Source organism: Mucilaginibacter terrenus (assembly GCF_003432065.1).
In the GTDB taxonomy this organism is placed as follows: Bacteria; Bacteroidota; Bacteroidia; order Sphingobacteriales; family Sphingobacteriaceae; genus Mucilaginibacter; species Mucilaginibacter terrenus.
Genome location: NZ_QWDE01000005.1, coordinates 148932 through 167593, shown reverse-complemented (window position 1 = coordinate 167593; position 18662 = coordinate 148932). Strand labels below are relative to the sequence as shown.

General features: G+C 45.5%; 16 protein-coding genes. 12 read left to right on the top strand and 4 right to left on the bottom strand.

Features of this window, described 5'->3' with window-relative positions; genetic code table 11:
* The first annotated feature begins 14 nt into the window (after positions 1-14).
* From tkt to DYU05_RS19395, 12 genes are all read left to right on the top strand, one after another.
* Positions 15-2021 carry a transketolase gene (gene tkt / locus DYU05_RS19450; RefSeq protein ID WP_117384825.1) on the top strand — a complete coding sequence of 669 codons (2007 nt, stop codon included), beginning with the start codon at positions 15-17 and terminating at the stop codon, positions 2019-2021.
* A gap of 82 nt (positions 2022-2103) precedes the next feature.
* Positions 2104-2802, top strand: coding sequence for a ribose 5-phosphate isomerase A (rpiA, locus tag DYU05_RS19445; protein WP_117384824.1), 699 nt, complete (start codon positions 2104-2106; stop codon positions 2800-2802).
* A gap of 122 nt (positions 2803-2924) precedes the next feature.
* Positions 2925-4022 carry a transaldolase gene (tal, locus tag DYU05_RS19440; RefSeq protein WP_117384823.1) on the top strand — a complete coding sequence of 366 codons (1098 nt, stop codon included), beginning with the start codon at positions 2925-2927 and terminating at the stop codon, positions 4020-4022.
* Between the two features lie 10 nt (positions 4023-4032).
* A complete protein-coding gene (locus DYU05_RS19435; protein WP_117384822.1) occupies positions 4033-4659 on the top strand; it encodes an HAD family hydrolase in 627 nt (208 codons plus the stop codon).
* Between the two features lies 1 nt (position 4660).
* The gene (gene gndA, locus DYU05_RS19430) at positions 4661-6091 is read left to right on the top strand and encodes an NADP-dependent phosphogluconate dehydrogenase (RefSeq protein ID WP_117384821.1); all 1431 of its coding nucleotides are present in this window, start codon (positions 4661-4663) and stop codon (positions 6089-6091) included.
* A 102-nt stretch (positions 6092-6193) separates the two neighbouring features.
* Positions 6194-7705 carry a glucose-6-phosphate dehydrogenase gene (zwf, locus tag DYU05_RS19425; protein WP_117384820.1) on the top strand — a complete coding sequence of 504 codons (1512 nt, stop codon included), beginning with the start codon at positions 6194-6196 and terminating at the stop codon, positions 7703-7705.
* Positions 7706-7710: 5 nt separating this feature from the next.
* Positions 7711-8481 carry a 6-phosphogluconolactonase gene (gene pgl, locus DYU05_RS19420; RefSeq protein ID WP_117384819.1) on the top strand — a complete coding sequence of 257 codons (771 nt, stop codon included), beginning with the start codon at positions 7711-7713 and terminating at the stop codon, positions 8479-8481.
* 56 nt (positions 8482-8537) lie between these two features.
* Complete coding sequence (locus tag DYU05_RS19415) at positions 8538-10166, top strand: NADP-dependent glyceraldehyde-3-phosphate dehydrogenase (RefSeq protein WP_117384818.1); 1629 nt, start codon at positions 8538-8540, stop codon at positions 10164-10166.
* A 282-nt stretch (positions 10167-10448) separates the two neighbouring features.
* Positions 10449-10883: a MarR family winged helix-turn-helix transcriptional regulator gene (locus DYU05_RS19410; RefSeq protein ID WP_117384817.1), complete on the top strand. Its 435-nt coding sequence runs from the start codon at positions 10449-10451 to the stop codon at positions 10881-10883.
* A gap of 31 nt (positions 10884-10914) precedes the next feature.
* Positions 10915-12171 carry an MFS transporter gene (locus DYU05_RS19405; RefSeq protein ID WP_117384816.1) on the top strand — a complete coding sequence of 419 codons (1257 nt, stop codon included), beginning with the start codon at positions 10915-10917 and terminating at the stop codon, positions 12169-12171.
* 147 nt (positions 12172-12318) lie between these two features.
* Positions 12319-12864 carry a peroxiredoxin gene (locus DYU05_RS19400; RefSeq protein ID WP_117384815.1) on the top strand — a complete coding sequence of 182 codons (546 nt, stop codon included), beginning with the start codon at positions 12319-12321 and terminating at the stop codon, positions 12862-12864.
* Between the two features lie 140 nt (positions 12865-13004).
* The gene (locus DYU05_RS19395) at positions 13005-13589 is read left to right on the top strand and encodes a carboxymuconolactone decarboxylase family protein (RefSeq protein ID WP_117384814.1); all 585 of its coding nucleotides are present in this window, start codon (positions 13005-13007) and stop codon (positions 13587-13589) included.
* A 266-nt stretch (positions 13590-13855) separates the two neighbouring features.
* Here the strand turns inward: DYU05_RS19395 and DYU05_RS19390 are convergent, their stop codons facing one another.
* The 4 genes from DYU05_RS19390 to DYU05_RS19375 are packed head-to-tail and all read right to left on the bottom strand — an operon-like array spanning position 13856 to position 18465.
* Positions 13856-15400: a DHA2 family efflux MFS transporter permease subunit gene (locus tag DYU05_RS19390; protein ID WP_117384813.1), complete on the bottom strand. Its 1545-nt coding sequence runs from the start codon at positions 15398-15400 to the stop codon at positions 13856-13858.
* A 4-nt stretch (positions 15401-15404) separates the two neighbouring features.
* Complete coding sequence (locus tag DYU05_RS19385) at positions 15405-16457, bottom strand: HlyD family secretion protein (RefSeq protein ID WP_117384812.1); 1053 nt, start codon at positions 16455-16457, stop codon at positions 15405-15407.
* Between the two features lie 15 nt (positions 16458-16472).
* Positions 16473-17813, bottom strand: a complete 1341-nt coding sequence (locus DYU05_RS19380; RefSeq protein WP_235854069.1) for a TolC family protein — start codon at positions 17811-17813, stop codon at positions 16473-16475.
* Between the two features lie 10 nt (positions 17814-17823).
* Positions 17824-18465, bottom strand: a complete 642-nt coding sequence (locus tag DYU05_RS19375) for a TetR/AcrR family transcriptional regulator (RefSeq protein ID WP_117384810.1) — start codon at positions 18463-18465, stop codon at positions 17824-17826.
* Positions 18466-18662: the final 197 nt, after the last annotated feature.

Here is an 18662-nt window from a genome sequence, read left to right as displayed (position 1 = left end):
ATCAACTCACAATAATGGAAAAACCGAACGAAGAACTGGAAAAGTTAGCAATTGACACCGTAAGGGTACTGTCTGCAGATGCTGTACAGAAAGCAAACTCAGGCCACCCGGGTACTGCAATGGCACTTGCGCCGCTGGGCCATGTGCTTTGGACTAAATTTTTAAACTATAATCCTAAAAACCCAGATTGGGCAAACCGCGACAGGTTTATTTTGTCGGCGGGTCATGCTTGTATCCTGCAATATAACTTCTTACACTTAACCGGTTACGATCTATCTTTAGATGATCTGAAGGCTTTTCGCCAGATGAACAGCAAAACCGCCGGCCACCCCGAGTATGGGTTGGCACCGGGTGTTGATGTAACAACCGGTCCCTTAGGCCAGGGCTTTGCCAATGGTGTAGGTTTCGCTATTGCTCAAAAGCATTTAGCTGCCCGTTACAACAAGCCGGGCTTCTCTCTTTTCGACTATTACATCTATGCTATCGTAAGTGATGGCGATATGATGGAAGGAGTTACATCTGAGGCCGCCTCATTAGCAGGTCATCTTGAGTTAGGCAATCTTATTTATATATACGATGATAACCACATCTCGATAGAAGGCAGCACCAACATCGCGTTTAACGAGGATGTAAGTGCACGTTTCCGTGCATATGGCTGGCATGTGCAGGACCTTCCGGATGTTAACGATACCCATGCTTTGGAGCTTGCTTTAATAAACGCAAGATCCGAAACCCAGAAACCATCGTTGATACGCGTTCGTTCACTTATTGCATACGGTAGTCCTAACAAATCAGGGACTGCAGGTTCTCACGGTTCACCGCTTGGTGCAGACGAGATCAAGTTGGTTAAAGAATTCTTTGGCTTTGATCCTGAAAAATCTTTTGAAATACCAGAAGAGGTTGCCAAATACTACGCAGAAAAAGGCGCACGCGGCGGCAAAAAAGAGGATAAGTGGAACGAGTTGTTCGCTAAGTACAAAGAAAAATTCCCTGAACTTGCAGCTGAGTATGAAGCTGCGTTTAAAGGCGAACTACCTTCTGGCTGGGCCGACAAACTGCCTGTTTTTAAAGGCTCTGATCCGAAGATGGCTACACGCCAGGCTTCTGGCAAAGTGTTAAATGCAATTGCGGCGGGTTTGCCAAATCTAATTGGCGGCGCGGCTGACCTTGCGCCATCAACAGAGACCAACCTAAAGGACTTTGATTCATTTACTTCAGAGAACCGTGGTGGCCGCAACTTCCACTTCGGTATCCGTGAGCATGCAATGGGTTCGGCACTTAATGGTATGGCTTTAACAAAAGGCCTGCTGCCATTTGGCGCAACCTTCCTGCAATTTGCTGATTATATGCGCCCGCCGATCCGTTTGGCAGCCATCATGAAAATTAACCCAATATTCGTTTACACGCATGATAGTATAGGTTTAGGCGAAGACGGAACGACACACCAGCCAATTGAACATCTGGCTTCTCTTCGCGCTATTCCAAACGTAACTGTTATTCGTCCGGCTGATGCTAACGAAACTGCTTACGCCTGGAAAGTGGCTATTGAGAAAAAAGGCGGGCCAACAGTGCTGATCTTTACTCGTCAGGGCTTACCTATACTTGATCAGGATAAATACGGTAAAGCTGCTGATCTTGAAAAAGGCGCGTATGTGCTTTCGAAAGAAAGTGGCAACCCCGATCTGATACTAATGGCAACAGGCTCTGAAGTAGCATTGATACTACAAGCACAGGAAAAATTGGAAGCTGAAGGCATCTCTACGCGTGTGGTAAGCATGCCATCTTGGGAATTATTCGAGAAACAAAGTGCGGAGTATAAAGAATCGATACTACCTAAGGCAAGCCGCAAACGCTTAGCAGTAGAAATGGCTTCGCCAATGGGCTGGCACAAATACACTACAGACGAAGGCGACATGCTGGGTATGACCACCTTTGGCGAATCTGCACCTGCTGAAGATCTGTATAAACACTTCGGCTTTACAGTAGAAAACGTAGTGGCTAAAGCAAAAGCAATATTGTAAATAGTCAGTTGTAAATAGTGAGTGGGTGAGCGGTTAAACTGCGACAACTACTCACTATTAACTACTCACCACTCACTATAACATGAGCGATCTGATAAAAGACCTTCAATGGTCTGGTACAATCACCAATGTTACGGGCAAGCAAAAGGTTGCCTCCCAGATAGCTGCCATGGTAAAAGATGGCGACGTACTGGGTGTGGGCTCCGGTTCAACGGTTTACCTGGCCCTCTTGGCAATTGCCGAAAGGATAAGAACCGAAAAGCTGAACATACTGGCTATACCGACATCTTTGGAGATATCTATGTTCTGTGCAAAGTTGGGCATTCCGCTTACCAGTACATTCGAGCATACGCCCGGCTGGCTGTTTGACGGCGCTGATGAAGTAGACCCCAACAACTGGCTAATTAAAGGCCGTGGCGGAGCAATGTTCAAAGAAAAACTACTGATAAGCAGCAGCGCGGTGAACTACATTATTGTGGACGAGAGTAAGATGGTGCAAAAAATAAACACCAACTTTCCGGTACCCGTAGAGGTTTTCCCCCAGGCGCTGTTGCATGTTAGCGCGGAGTTGAGAAAGATTGGCGCTAATGACGCATCTATCCGCCCTGCTAAAGGGAAGGATGGTCCTGTGATCACCGAGAACAACAATATGGTGCTCGATTGCTATTTCGATAATGTGTCAGATAGTTTAGAGCGCGACATTAAATCGATAACCGGCGTCATAGAAAGTGGCTTGTTCATTGGTTACGACCTGAACATACTGGTAGCTGCTAATGAGTAGTACAATTACACTCCGGTAGCTAAAGAATGATATTGAGATTATACGCTACGGTTGCATTGGCCCCAACTTTGCCGCTGTAGACAATTTACTATTAGAACAACAACAAATTAAACATACCTGATATGGCAACTAGCAATGTTAAGCAAATACACGATTTCGGTCAGAGCATCTGGCTTGATTTTATTGATCGCGAGATCATCTCCTCAGGCAAGCTGAAGAAATTAATTGACGAGGATGGCGTAAGAGGAGTAACCTCTAATCCGGCTATTTTTGAAAAGGCAATTAGCAGCAGCAGCGATTACGATGCCGATGTAAAAGAACTCGGTGCAAATGCAGAAACTACTGAAAAGTTGTTTTTTGAACTTGCTGTAAAAGACATACAGGCGGCTTGCGACATTTTCGACAGCGTGTACAACGAAGGCGTCGTAGGTGCAGATGGCTATGTTAGTTTGGAAGTATCTCCTTTCCTCGCGCTTGATACCGAAGGTACTATAAAACAAGCAGAGGAGCTTTGGAACAAAGTTGATCGTAAAAACGTGATGATCAAGATCCCTGGTACTAAGCCTGGGTTGCAAGCAATACGCGAAACGATAGCAAAAGGTATCAACGTAAACGTTACCCTGCTGTTTGGGCTGGAGCGTTACGAAGCTGTTACAGAGGCGTACATTTCAGGTCTGGAAGATCATTTAGCCGCCGGTCATAAAATAGCGCATATATCATCCGTAGCCAGTTTCTTTTTAAGCCGGATAGACGTGGTTGTTGATCCTTTATTAGAAGAGAAAGGTGAAAAAGAGCTGGTTGGTGAAGTAGCCGTTGCATCTGCAAAGAAGGCATATGAGATTTACAAACGCGTATTTAGCACCGAGCGTTGGAAAAAACTTGAGGAGCAGGGTGCAAAACCACAGCGTTTGCTTTGGGCAAGTACCGGCAGCAAGAACCCCGCTTTTAAAGACACTAAATACGTAGAAGCTCTTATTGGTCCGGATACCGTTGACACCGTTCCATTGGAAACAATAGATGCTTTCCGTGATCATGGCGTAGCTGCAAATACATTAGAGCAAGGCCTGGATAAAGCAACAGAAACGCTTGCTAAGCTTAAAGAGTTGGGGATTGATCTTGACGCGATAACTCAGCAGTTGGAAGACGAGGGTATTGAGAAATTTAACAAGCCATTCGAGAAATTGCTCAAAGCAATAGAGGATCAAAAAAACAAAGCGTAAGCAGATCCCGATGGCAAAGTATAATGACCTGAAGATCCTCTTTTTTGACGTCGGCGGCATACTGCTTACGAACGGCTGGGGCCACGAATCACGCCGTGAAGCTGCGAACAAATTTGGTTTAGACTACGAGGAAGTTAACGCCTTGCACAACTTTATCTTCAACGTTTACGAGATAGGAAGCATTACGCTTGACCAGTACCTGGATACCGTAATATTTAATCAGCCGCGAGATTTTGTCCGGGAAGATTTTAAGGAATTCATGTACTCACAGTCGATAGAACTTCCGGATATGCTGGCCTGGTTAAAGGAGTGGAAGAAAGATTGTGGTTTCCGCATTATCTCTATTAACAACGAGGGCAAGGAGCTGAATGATTATCGTGTGCAAAAGTTTAAACTGCACGAGTGCTTTGATGCATTTATCTCCTCGTGTGAAGTTAAAATGCGCAAACCTGACCCCGGTATATGGCAGCTGGCTATGGGCATCGCGCAGGCATCACCAAATCAGTGTGTGTACTTTGATGACAGGATAATGTTTGTAAAAATGGCAGAGAACCTGGGCATTCGTGCTTACCAGCACACGGATTTTGAGACAACAAAAAAGATATTGAACGAACTTAAAGAGCAAAAACTCAACTAACATGAGCACAACAACAGATAAGTACGCTTTTGGTATGATAGGCCTTGGTGTTATGGGCCGCAGCCTGCTATTGAACATGGCCGATCATGGCTTTGCAGTGGCGGGGCACGATAAAGATCAGGGTAAGGTAGATTCGCTTAACCAGGAGGGCGACAAGTTCGCCGTAAAGGGTTTTATTGATGTGAATGAATTTATACAAAGCCTGACTACACCACGCGCCATTATGATGCTGGTGCCTGCAGGCAAACCAGTTGATAGTGTTATTGCAGAGCTGAGCCCGTTGTTGGATAAAGGTGATATTTTAATTGATGGCGGTAACTCCCACTTTACTGACACCAACCGCCGTGTAGAAGAGCTGGAAGCTAAAGGTTTGCACTTCTTCGGCATGGGTGTATCTGGTGGTGAAGAAGGCGCTCGCAAAGGCCCAAGCATGATGCCAGGCGGCGACAAGGACGCTTACAACGTGATGAAGCCGATCTTTGAAGCTATCGCAGCTAAAGTAGACGACGCACCTTGCGTAACTTACATTGGTCCGGGTGCATCGGGTCACTTCGTGAAAATGGTGCATAACGGCATTGAGTACGGTATAATGCAATTGCTTGCCGAAACGTACGAGATCATGAAAAAGGGCTTGAAGATGGACAACGCACACATAGGCGAAGTATTTGCCCGGTGGAACGATGGCCGCTTGCAGTCTTTCCTGCTGGATATTACCAAGGACATCTTCAAATTTAATGCTCCCGGTACGGACCACCTGTTGTTAGACGATATTAAGGATGAAGCACGCGCTAAAGGTACCGGCAAATGGACCTCGCAAAGCGCAATGGACTTACAGGCACCCATCCCAACGGTAGATACCGCTGTTGCAATGCGCGACCTTTCTAAGTACAAGGAGCTACGCACTAAAGCAGCAGGCATTTACAGCACGGCTGATCACCAGCAGATAGAGGGTAATAAAGAAGAGCTGCTGACTGCTTTGGAACAAGCCTTTTATTTTACAATGATCATCAGCTACGCGCAGGGAATGCACATGCTCTCCAATGCGTCTGCTGAGTACAAATACGATCTAAAGCTTGATGAGATAGCCAAGATATGGAGAGGCGGATGTATCATCCGTTCTAAATTCCTGGAGAACATCTACGGTGCTTACGGCAAAGATCCTAAGTTAGCGCACTTGCTGCTTGACGGCGACGTAAGCGACATTGTGACCAGCCTGCTGCCGGGCATTCGTAAAGTGGTAGCAGCCGCAGTTAATGCAGGCATAGCAGCGCCTGCTTACGCAGCATCGCTAAGCTATTTTGATGCTTTCCGCAGCGAACGCATGCCATCTAACCTTACTCAAGCGCAGCGCGATTATTTTGGCGCACACACTTACGAGCTGATAGGCAAAGAAGGTACATTCCATACACAGTGGACCGCTAAACAAGACTAAGAATAGAATCAAGAAGTAAGAATCAAGAGTCAGGACACAAACTCATTTATGTTCATGTCTTGATTCCTGACTCTTAACTCCTGACTCTCAAAAAACATCATCATGAGCAACGTTAAATCGCCCCCTACCATATTTGTGATCTTCGGTGCAACCGGAGACCTTAACTCACGCAAAATAGCACCCGCTTTATACAACCTCTTTCTTGACGGATGGCTGCCAGAGCAGTTCTCTATCATAGGAACAGGCCGTACAAAGCTTACAGATGAGCAATTCCGTGAGAACATGTTTAACGACATCAACCAATTCTCGCGCAGCGGGAAAGTTGACGGTAAGAAGTGGGAAAAATTTGTGAACAGCATTTACTACCAGGTATCTGACGCAACAGATTTTGAGACCTATAAAGAGTTTGGCAAACGCATAGAAAAGCATAATGAAGAATGGAAGACCCAAGCAAACGTTATATTCTATCTGGCGGTTGCACCAAACTTCTTCCCGATCATCGCGTCAAACATTTCCAAAGCTCAATTAGCTGAAGATAAGGACCGCGTTAGGATCATAATCGAGAAACCATTTGGGCATGACCTGGATACTGCGAAAGAACTTAACCAGCTATTGTCAGGTATTTTTGACGAGTGCCAGATCTACCGAATAGACCATTATTTGGGTAAAGAAACTGTTCAGAACATCATGGCATTCCGTTTCGCTAACTCCATTATGGAGCCATTGTGGAACCGGAACTATATTGAACACGTGCAGATATCCGTAACCGAGCAATTAGGGGTGGAAGAGCGCGGAGACTATTATGATGGCTCAGGCGCTATGCGCGACATGATACAAAATCACCTGTTGCAGTTACTTTGCCACATTGCCATGGAGCCGCCTGTTAGCTTTAACGCTAACGAGGTACGCGACCGCAAGGTAGATGTGCTAAGGGCCATGCGCAAGTTCACGCCGGAAGATGTGCGTAACTCAGCAGTTAGAGGCCAGTATGGTAGCGGCTGGATGAAAGGCAAAGAAGTACCCGGCTATCGTGAGGAACAGAAGGTTGATCCGCAGTCGAATACCGAAACATTTGCTGCTATTAAATTTTTTGTGGATAACTGGCGCTGGCAGGGTGTGCCTTTCTACCTGCGTACAGGTAAGCGCATGCACCAGTCATCATCGGTAATTACTATCCAGTTTAAGGATGTACCACACTTGATCTTCCCGACAGAAGCGGCCGAAAGCTGGCAACAAAATAGGTTGATCATTAGCATACAGCCGGAAATGAGCATCCGCTTACAGGTGCAGGCCAAACGCCCTGGTATTGACATGGTGCTGAACCCGGTAGATATGGTATTTGATTATAAAGGCACTTACACCAACCAGGCGCCGGAAGCTTACGAAACCCTGATATTAGATACCATGCTTGGCGACCAGACATTATTCATGCGTGGCGACCAGGTAGAAGCTGCGTGGGAACTGGTAATGCCTATTCTGAGCACCTGGCAAAATAAAAAGAGCCTGAACTTCCCTAATTACAGTGCCGATTCATGGGGGCCGGAGTCTGCTGAGGCTTTAATAGCCCGCGATGGTTTCAATTGGTTCACACTGCCCGTTAACGGAAAAAAATAAGCAATATGCACCTTAACATAGCTAACACACCAGATGATGTAATAGCGCAACTTGCGATGTACTTCGCTCAGATAGCCGCTGAAGCTATCGAAGAGCGCGATCGTTTTACGGTAGCACTAAGCGGCGGTAGTTCTCCCAAGAAATTGCACGAACTGCTGGCAAGCGAGTACCGCGACAAGATAGAATGGGATAAGGTTTATTTCTTTTTTGGCGATGAGCGCGATGTACCGTTGACAGATCAGCAGAGCAACTACTTGATGGCTAAGAACACGTTGTTTGAGCCGCTGGGAATAGACGAGTCGCAGATATTTGCTATTGAGACCCATTTAGGTGCGGAAGAAGCAGCAAAAGAGTACACAACCGCGCTGATGAACTTTTTTGATGAGGGGAATTCTAGTTTCGACCTCATCATTTTGGGATTAGGTGACAACTCGCATACTGCGTCCCTTTTTCCTCATACACCAGTATTACATGATGAAAGTGCAAGCGTACAGGCGTTATATATTGACGAAGTAAAGATGAACCGGATAACCTTTACGGCACCGCTCATTAACATCGCGCATCATATCGCCTTCCTTGTTTATGGTGAAGGTAAAGCCGAAGCCGTAAAACACATTCTGGAGGATGAAAAGAATGTCGAGTTATATCCGGCACAACTAATACAGCCAAGCAATGGTGACCTGCTATGGTTTATGGATAAGGCTGCCGCATCAAAACTGGAGAACCAGTATGGCCGCATGACGCAGGTGGTTTTGCCGCCGCCACCGTTAAATTAAATATTAATACTTGTATATCCCCCATTTGCGGATAGCATTTCAAACTTTTCATGCCTATGAGCGACTTTAAAGATCAACTACAGGCCATGTTCGTGCCTGAAGAACAGATACCTGCAGAACATCGGATAGAGGAGATACATCAACGCGAATACCTCGTAAATGGCGAAATGCGCCAGTGGAGCGGGGAGGTAAGTGAAGTGTATTCGCCCGTGATGATCCCGCAGGCTGATGGTAATTACAAGCGTAAGCTAATTGGTACCTATCCTGTCTGCACCGAAACTGAAGCCATGGAAGCTATGGATGCTGCCCTCCATGCGTATGACAACGGCCGCGGCGAATGGCCAACGATGAGCGTAGCAGACCGCATCAAGTGCATGGACAAGTTCGTGTATAAAATGATTGAGCAGCGTACGCTGATAGTGAAGCTGATAATGTGGGAGATAGGTAAGTCCTATGCCGATTCTATCAAAGAATTTGACCGCACGGTGGAATACATCAATGCAACTATAGACGGACTGAAGGACATCGACCGTCAATCATCCCGTTTTGAAATGGCCGAGGGTTTGGTAGCGCAGATCCGACGCTCGCCGTTGGGTGTTGTGCTGTGTATGGGGCCTTTTAACTATCCTCTTAACGAGACCTTTACCACGCTAATACCCGCGCTGATAATGGGCAACACCATTCTGTTCAAACCACCTAAGCATGGTACGCTACTGCATTACCCATTGCTGCAGGCGTTTAAAGATGCTTTTCCTAAAGGTGTGGTAAATACGGTTTATGGCCGCGGAGCAGTGGTTACACCAGGACTTATGGCTACCGGCAAGATCAACGTACTGGCCTTTATTGGAAGCAGTAAGGTGGCTAATGATCTTAAAAAGCGCCATCCAAAAGTAAACCGCCTGCGTGCGGTGTTAAGCCTGGATGCCAAGAACGCTGCTATAGTTACCAAGCACGCCGATCTGAAACTTGCCGTAAGCGAGTGTATACTAGGGGCGTTATCTTTCAACGGACAACGTTGTACGGCCATCAAGATGATATTTGTACACAAAAAAGTTGCAGATGAGTTCCTGAAACTGCTTAGTGCTGCTGTAGACGCAATGAAACCCGGCCTGCCATGGGAAAAGGATGTAAAGCTTACACCACTACCCGAGCCGCACAAGCCCGACTACCTGAAAGAGTGTATAGATGATGCTATTGCCAATGGTGCCAAAGTAATGAACGAACACGGCGGCGTCACTGCCGAATCCTTTGTTTTCCCGGCGGTGGTTTACCCCGTGAATGAGAAGATGAAGCTGTACCGTGAGGAGCAGTTCGGACCAGTAATTCCGGTTGTACCGTTTGAAGATATTGAAGAACCAATTAAATACCAGATAGATTCACCACATGGTATGCAAGTAAGCATCTTCAGTAATGATGCCAAAGAGATATCGTCATTGATAGACCCGTTTGTGAACCTGGTAAGCCGCGTGAACATCAACAGCCAATGCCAGCGCGGGCCGGATGTGTTCCCGTTCACCGGGCGAAAGGACAGTGCCGAGGGCACCCTGTCTGTGCATGACGCTTTGCGTTCGTTCTCTATACGGTCATTAGTGGCTACCAAGATGAATGATACCAACAAGCAACTTATCAATGAAATTGTGAATGATAACGATTCCAATTTCCTGAGCACAAAGTATATTTTGTAGCAACCACCTCATCTTAAAAAACAAAAGAGACGCGGCACAACGCGTCTTTTTTGTTCAGTGTTTTTCGTGAACGCCGGAAATGAACACTTGTATAACCGGCTATTTACCAGCAAGAACCACACTTTTTTGCACCATTAAAAACAGCTATTTTCACTGTTATTTGGATTAACGCAAAAAAATCTGTATATGAATTATGGTGCTTACAAATGATACTTTCATGATAAACAAACCGGCACTTTGACCGTATATTTGTAAGGCAAACTTATTAGTTTACTTAATTAAATGAGCAAAGTTGATATTGATGATCTGGCATCTCAGTTACGCGTAACCGTTACCCGGCTGATAAAGAAGTTGCGTAAGGAATCTGCCACAGGCAGCAGGCTTTCACTTACCGAACGGTCTACCTTGGCATTGCTGGATAAAGCGCAGCTTTTACCAAGCGAGCTTGCCGCAATGGAGAAGATCACCAACCAGTCCATGTCGCAAATTTTAAGCCATTTGGATGAGTTAGGATACATCAGCCGCGCTGTGTCAGAAACAGACAAGCGCAAGGTGCTGATCTCCTTATCTGCCGAAGGGGAGAAGGTATTATCGCAGATCCGTAACGAACGGGTGGAGTGGTTAAGCCATGCCATTGCAGCCACCTGTACAGCCGAAGAGCAGGAGATTTTATTAAAAGCAATTGCACCATTAACAAAGCTTGTAGAAACAGAGTAACCCCGTGAGTTTGCGCATAAAGGGTTATCATATGAATATCAGTACTTTTAAAGCGTTCCGCAGCCGTAATTACCGGTTATACTTTGCGGGGCAATCGGTATCGCTCATCGGTACCTGGATGCAGAAGACCGCTGTAAGTTGGGTGATTTATACACTTACGCATTCTACATTTATGCTGGGGCTTACGCTGTTCGCCAGCCAGTTCCCTTCCTTTATTTTTTCGTTAATAGGTGGCGTAACCAGCGACCGGTACAGCAAGTTTAAGGTGTTGCTTACTACACAGGTGCTCTCCATGGTACAGGCTGTGCTGCTGGCGCTGCTTATCTTTTTTAATCACTACGAGGTATGGCAAATACTTACGCTGAGCGTGCTACTGGGCATTATCAACGCCTTTGATGTGCCGGCGAGGCAGTCGCTGGTTTATGATATGGTGGAAGATAAAAGCGATCTGCCCAATGCCCTGGCGTTAAACTCGTCTATGGTAAACCTGTCGCGGCTTATAGGCCCTGGTATTGCCGGGCTGGTGCTGGAGACCTTTGGCGACGATGCCTGCTTCGGAATAAACGCTGTCAGCTTTATTGCTGTTATTGGTTCCTTACTAATGATGAGGTTGCCTAAGGTAGAACATAAACCGCATGCCGGTAATGCTTTTGCCGACCTGAAAGAAGGCTTTACATACATCAAGCAAACACCATCAATTGGTTTTGTGCTTATTATGCTTGCGCTCATTAGCCTGTTTGTATTGCCGTTTAGTACCCTTATACCATACTACGCTAAGGACGTTTTTCATGGCACGGCCTCAACGTTTGGTGTTATAGATAGCTTTATCGGCCTTGGTGCTTTTTCCGGGGCTATATTCCTGGCCTCACTTAAGCCCGGCAGTAACTTAAAGCAGATCCTGTTCATCAATACACTGGTATTTGGCACGGGGTTAATCCTGTTCTCGCACGAGGGAAGTTATCCGCTGGCCTTGTTGTTTGTGACCATTGCCGGCTTTGGTATGATGTCGCAGATCACCATTAGCAATACTTTAATACAAACGACTGTGGCTTATGACATGCGCGGACGGGTGATTAGCTTTTACGCTATGGCTTTCTTTGGTATGCAGCCGCTGGGCGGGTTGGTTATAGGTGCAGTATCTAAGTGGATAGGTACCACTAATACCATGCTGCTGGAGGGAGTTGCAGCGCTGCTTATAGGCGCACTGCACTGGCGTTATCTGCACAAAGAAAAGCTTAAAGAAAAACAGGCGCCGGTTTTAGAGGCAACAATTGCGCATGCGGTATAAAAAACAGGCGTAATCTTGATCTAAAATACTAGCTATCAGTGTATTTAGAACACTATAGGTTTTGCCTATAACCCATAGATATTAAGAATGAAATCCGCATGGTTTTAGCCGTATATTTGTTGCATAAATTTTAATAAAACATCTGTTATGTTAACGATAGGACAAAAATTTCCGGAATTTTCTAAAACTGCAGTAACCAGCATCGAAAAAGGTAAAGAGTTTGAAACCATTACATCAGAGTTCCTGGTGAATGAAGATAACGTGTGGACCGTAATGTTCTGGTGGCCAAAAGATTTTACTTTTGTTTGCCCAACTGAGATTGCTGAGTTCAACAGAGCTTACGGTGAGTTCCGTGACCGCGACACCCGTTTAATTGGTGCTTCTACAGATTCTGAATTCGTTCACGCTGCATGGAGAAGAAACCACGATGATCTGCGCGATCTTAAATTCCCGATGCTTGCTGACACTTCAAAATCATTGGCTGAAGACCTGGGTATATTAGAGCCGAATGAAAAAATTGCTTACCGTGCTACTTTCATCGTAGACCCACAAGGTATCATCCGTTGGGTATCTGTTAACGACCTGAACGTTGGCCGTAATGTTAAAGAAGTATTGCGCGTACTTGACGGTTTACAAACTGACGAGCTTTGCCCTTGCAACTGGGAAAAAGGCCAGGAAACTTTAACTGTATAAGTATCCCTTATAATAGCTTTTAACCACAGGGAGCACAAAGAAGGCACAGGGTACACGGGGATAAACTCTGCCACTCTGTAACTACCTCTGCGTTCTCTGTGGTTATTTTTTTGTCTACCATTTTAAATAAAAAAAACATCATGTCAGAAAGTACCGAACTGATACAAGAGATACTACAAAGCGTAGGTCTTGAAAATAACTACCGCACCGGTAGCCTGACCTTGCTTGAAAAAGGCGAATCCCGCTATCTGCGCGATTTTAAATTGAATTTTACCAGCACGCTTACTTCAGCTCATCTTACCGAAAAAGAATGCGCGTTACTTGGCCTGAGCACCGCTGTAAACAATAATAACCTGCCGCTTACCAACTACTATACAAAGTATGCCGAAGAGCAGGGCGCAACTGCTGCAGACATTGCAGAGGCTGTTGGCTGTGCATCGTTACTGGCATCAAATAACGTGTTCTACAGGTTCCGTCACTTTACTCAAAAGGAAAAGTATACGCAGATACCTGCACGCATACGCATGCAGCTAATGATGAAACCTGTTACAGGTAAAGAGTTTTTTGAACTGATGAGCCTTGCCATTTCTGCAGTTAATGGTTGCGAAATGTGCGTTAACGCTCACGAAGACTCTCTTATAAAGCTGGGCACAACCGAAGAACGCATTTTTGACGCCGTGCGCATTGCCTCGTTGGTAACTGCTACCGGCAAAGTAATATTCTAAGCTTCTCTGAAGCTATCAGATATACAAAGGGGGATGGTGTAAACCAGCCCCCTTTGTATATAAATTGAATTATGAAAATTTTATGAAATTAAATTTGCGTTTGTTAATTAAAAACAACAATTTTAAGGCATAAGATTATACCGCCTCTTCCGATCATAAGATTTTTTAACTGAAACTTGTTGTGAACCCGGTTGGGGCTGCAGAATTTAATTGTTGATTTTTTTGGAGAAGCCGTTACGTCGATAAGACTGTAACGGCTTTTATTATTAATGTGCATCTGCAACAGCCTTCATGTTCTTACGGAACGGCTGCAAATAGATCAACGGTATCGAGAACAGCATGATGAGCCCGGATACCCAATATGCATCGTCATACGACAAAAGCATCGTTTGCCTTATAACGGTACCTTCTATTGCTGCATAAGCCATATGTGTGGCGTCCAGCATAGATTTCCCCTTGGCCATAAAAGCATGAGTAAGCATATTTAAACGCTCGGTAAACGCATTATTATATGGATTGATGTGTGTTACCAATGATGTGCGGTGAAAGCCCTGGCGCACATGTATAAGTGTTGTAAGAGCAGCAATACCAAAAGAGCCACCCAGTTGGCGCATCATATTGTTTAATCCCGAACCCTGACCCAACTCTGGCCCCTTTAGGTCCGACATAGCCAATGTAGTGAGTGGCACAAACAACAGCGCCATACCAACACCCCTTATTAAAAGCGGTATCAGCACATCACCCTGTCCTGTTTGCAGCGTAGAGTTGCTTAACATGGTGGTGAATACAAAAAATAAGAACATACCACCTGTTGCCATAAACTGCGCCGGTATGCCCTTATTAAGCATTTTACCTATAAAGGGCATCATCACAATGGTACAGACCCCGCCGGGGAACAAAAGTTCGCCCGTTTGCTGCGCGTTAAAGCCCAGCAGGTTTTGACAGAATACCGGGAATACGAATACCGAGCCATACAAACCGAAGCCCAAAATAAAGGACGTAAACATGCCTACAGAGAAGCTTCGATGCCGCATGATAGCGAAGTTCACGATAGGGTGATCGGTACTTAGTTCCCTCCAGATGAACAGGATGGTACCCAATACCGCGGTAATGGTGAGCACAAGTATATAAGTTTTTGCAAACCAGTCTTCTGATTCTCCTTTTTCAAGGATGGTCTGTAAACTACCAACGGCAACAGCAAGCAAGCCAATTCCCCACCAGTCAATAGGTTTTTTCTCCTCCTTGGGGGTTTCCCGCACGTAGGTGACAGTTAGGAACACAGCCAGCGCACCTACAGGGATGTTCACGTAGAATATCCATGGCCACGCATAGTTCTCCGTTATCCATCCGCCTATTGTTGGGCCAACAGTAGGGCCTACAACCGCACCTAAACCAAACAGAGCGGTAGCTGTACCAATTTGTTCGCGAGGCCAGGTCTCTATCAGTATGGTTTGGCCGGTAGATATTAGCCCACCACCTGCAATTCCCTGTAATATCCTGAACATTACAAGTTGGTTGAGCGATGTAGCATTACCGCACAGGAACGATGCTATGGTGAATACAATAATTGATGTAAGAAAGTAGTTCTTACGGCCAAAGCGGCCCCCAAGCCATCCAGACATGGGCAATATAATAACGTTGGCAACCGCGTAGCCGGTTACTACCCATGCAATGTCTTCCAGCGTGGCACCCAGGTTACCCTGGATGTGCGGAATGGCAACATTCACAATAGTAGTATCTATCAGCTCGAGCAGCGATGCCATAATTACCGTAATGGTAATTATCCATTTTTTAAAGCCAGTTTCAGCCATTTTATTATTCTTTTATTAACACGGATACATCTGTGCTCATACCCGGGCGCAGTTTGGCAATATCTTCGGCTTTGCCGGTTATTTTTATTTTCACAGGAACACGCTGTACCACTTTCACGAAGTTACCGGTAGCGTTATCCGGAGGAAGCAGTGAAAATTTAGCACCAGTAGCAGGCGAGAAGTTATACACTGTACCGCTAATTTCCATATCAGGGTATGCGTCAACCTTTACCTCAACCTTCTGTCCGTTGCGGATGTTGTTCAGCTGGGTTTCTTTAAAGTTGGCAGTGATGTAAATGCTGTTATCATTAACAATGTTAAACAGCGTTTGCCCCGCCTGTACTAACTGACCTACCTGAACATTCTTTTTAGAAGCAATGCCACTGGCAGGTGATTTTACGTTGGTGTACGACAGTTGCAACTTTGCATAGTCAATATCAACCTTCTTTTGGCTTACACCTGTGTTGGTTACAGTCAATTGGCTCCTGGTAGTGGCTACTTGTTCCTGTGCTGCCCTGTATTTATCCTGTGAAGCGCGATAGTTTGCTCTTGCTACATCAAGATCGGCCTTTGCCTGGTCAAATTGCTGGCGGGTAATAGATCCGTCTTTCACCAGGTTTGCATAGCGGTTATAATCTTTCTGTACCTTTTCCAGGCGTGCAGCTGCAGATGCAACGTCAGCACGGGCACTAGCCGCACTTGCTGCAGTGGTAGATATTTGTGACTGACCTACACCTATACCGGCACTTGCGCCAACCTGCGCAGCTTGCGCCTGCTCCAGCTTAATGCGATAATCGTGGTCATCTATTTTAACCAGCTGCTGGCCTTTGTTAACGTGCGTGTTTTCTTCAAAGTAGATAGAATCTACATAGCCGCCTACGCGTGCTACTACGGGGCTTATATCGCCGTCTATCTGCGCGTCGTCGGTATCAACGTGCTTGCTGAAGTAGATATATTCTTTTATACCGAAAATTATACCGCCGATAAGTACGATCCCCAGTATAATGGGAAGTACCTTATTTGGTTTCTTTTTTGGTTCTGTTTCCTGAGTTGCCATTGTATTTAGTCTTTATTATTTGTTAAGAGTTCCGGTTGATTTTAGTAAAGTATAGTAAGCCAAACCTGCATCGGCTTTAGCCAGCTCCAGGTTTATTTGTGCCTGGTATAATAAGGTTTGCGCATCGGCACGGTCAGTAGCTGTTGACACGTTGCTGCGGTACCTGTTCTCCAGTATGCGGTTATTTTCCAACGCCTGGTTAATAGAGGTTTGCAGCAGGTTTATCCTGTCGACAGCTGCTTTATAGTTCTGGTAGCTTTGGTTCACTTCGTTCTTGACGTTATCTGTAGTGATCCCTTTGCTAATCAGCACCTGTTCGCGCTGAATTCTGGCTTCTGTTACCTTGTTCTTATTGGTCCAAAGAGCGCCAAAGTTCCAGCCAAGGGTTACACCCAATGAAATAGGGGTGATAAAGTTGCCTGTTTTTGGTATCGGGTTGCCTGAAATGCCTACATAGTAAGCACTGCCCGAAGCAGAAAGCGTAGGGCTTAAGTTAGCCTGTATGCTTTTGATGTTGGTTTCTGCAACTTGTGTGCGCAGGTCAAGCTGGCGTAGTTCAGGGCGATGAGCAACTGCTGTGTCCAGGTAGGCCGCTAACGGCGCAGGAGTTGCAGGAGCTTCTTTAATTTCTGCAATAGTTAGTTGGGTGTCCTCAGGCAAACCAAGCAGAATGTTCATGTTATAGTTGATTATGCGACGATTGTTCTCCAGATCGATGCCGTTCAGTTCAATAGTAGACCGTTGTAACTGGAAGCGAAGAACATCGTTCTTGGTTACCAAGCCTTGCTCAAAAAAGCGTTGTGACTGCTTTATTTGTGCATCAACTGTGTTCAGGTTCTGCTCTACTACTTTTTTGCTTTGCAGTACCTTATACAGGTTATAGTAGGAGTTGATAATGTTGTAAGCAATTTCGTCACGATCATTCACCGCATCCAGCCTGGCTACCTGCGTAAGCAGGTTTGTCGACTCGCGGGCATAACGTAATCTATTGCCGGCCCAAATGGTTTGGTTTAACGATACCGTACCCAGGTAAGCGTTAGCACTGGTAGGCAGTGTAAGGCTTTCTTCGCCAACGTTTAGCTTATTGGCAGGTATCTGCGCGCGGTTGTAGCCAAAACTGGCGCTGCCGGTGGGCAACGAGCGATCTTTAGCCTGGTTGTACTGCGATACTGCCTGGTCTATCCTGGCCTGTGATAGTTTAAGTGTTTTACTGTTGTCCAATCCCAGCTTAACAGCTTCGTCAAGCGTGATGGTTCTGTCCTGGGCAGCGGCGGGATCAGTAAAAAGCAATGCCGCTGTGAGTACGGCCATGCTACCCGCTGCCTTTACAGCTCTTTTTAGTAGATGAGGTTTCAAGGGATGATTATTAGTTGTTGTCATTGTTTTTTGATAAATAGCACTTAAGCAATCTCTTCATGTATGATTTTAAGCGCGGCTTAAGGATTTCCTGGTTCTCAGCATTTGTAACATCATAACCAATGATACGTGAAGAGATATGCGGTGTATTAACAATATAGTTTTTCGTACCATGCAGTGTAGATACCAGCAACTGTACATCGGTTTCCTCACTAAAATGGCCGCTTTTTATACCGTTAAGAATAATGTCCTGGAACACCACTACATTGCTCATGACTATTGTGGTTATACGATCAGACAGGTCTGTTTTCTTTTGCTTGCTTAACTCTCTGTTGATAATTACCTGGAAACAGTTGTTGTTAACTACCCTGTCCACATATTTATCTATGTACCAGTCCAGCTTCTCCCACGGATCAAGCGTGTTGTCCACACTGATATCGGTAAGCATTGTTCTGAAAGATGCTATACGGCGCTCGAAAATAGCCAGGAAAACGCCCTCTTTCGAACCAAAATAGTAGTTGAGCATCGCCATGTTTACGCCTGCTTCTTTAGAAATCACGCGGGTCGACGCTCCATCATATCCTGACTCTGCAAACACTCTTTCAGCAGCGTCAAGGATGTGATCTTTTTTATCAATCTTTTCTTTTTCCATTGCTTTAATCTGGCGCAAAGTTAATCAAACGATTGATTAGTTGAAGTGTACATTGTCTTTGTAATGTCTGTTTTGAACTTTTAAGTGATAACCATGCCAAAACAATCGCTTAGCATGCACATCAACATGAAATATTAGTTTATGATGATATAATAATACAGGTGAGCCTATAGTGAAGGACTGCTTTACAATATATT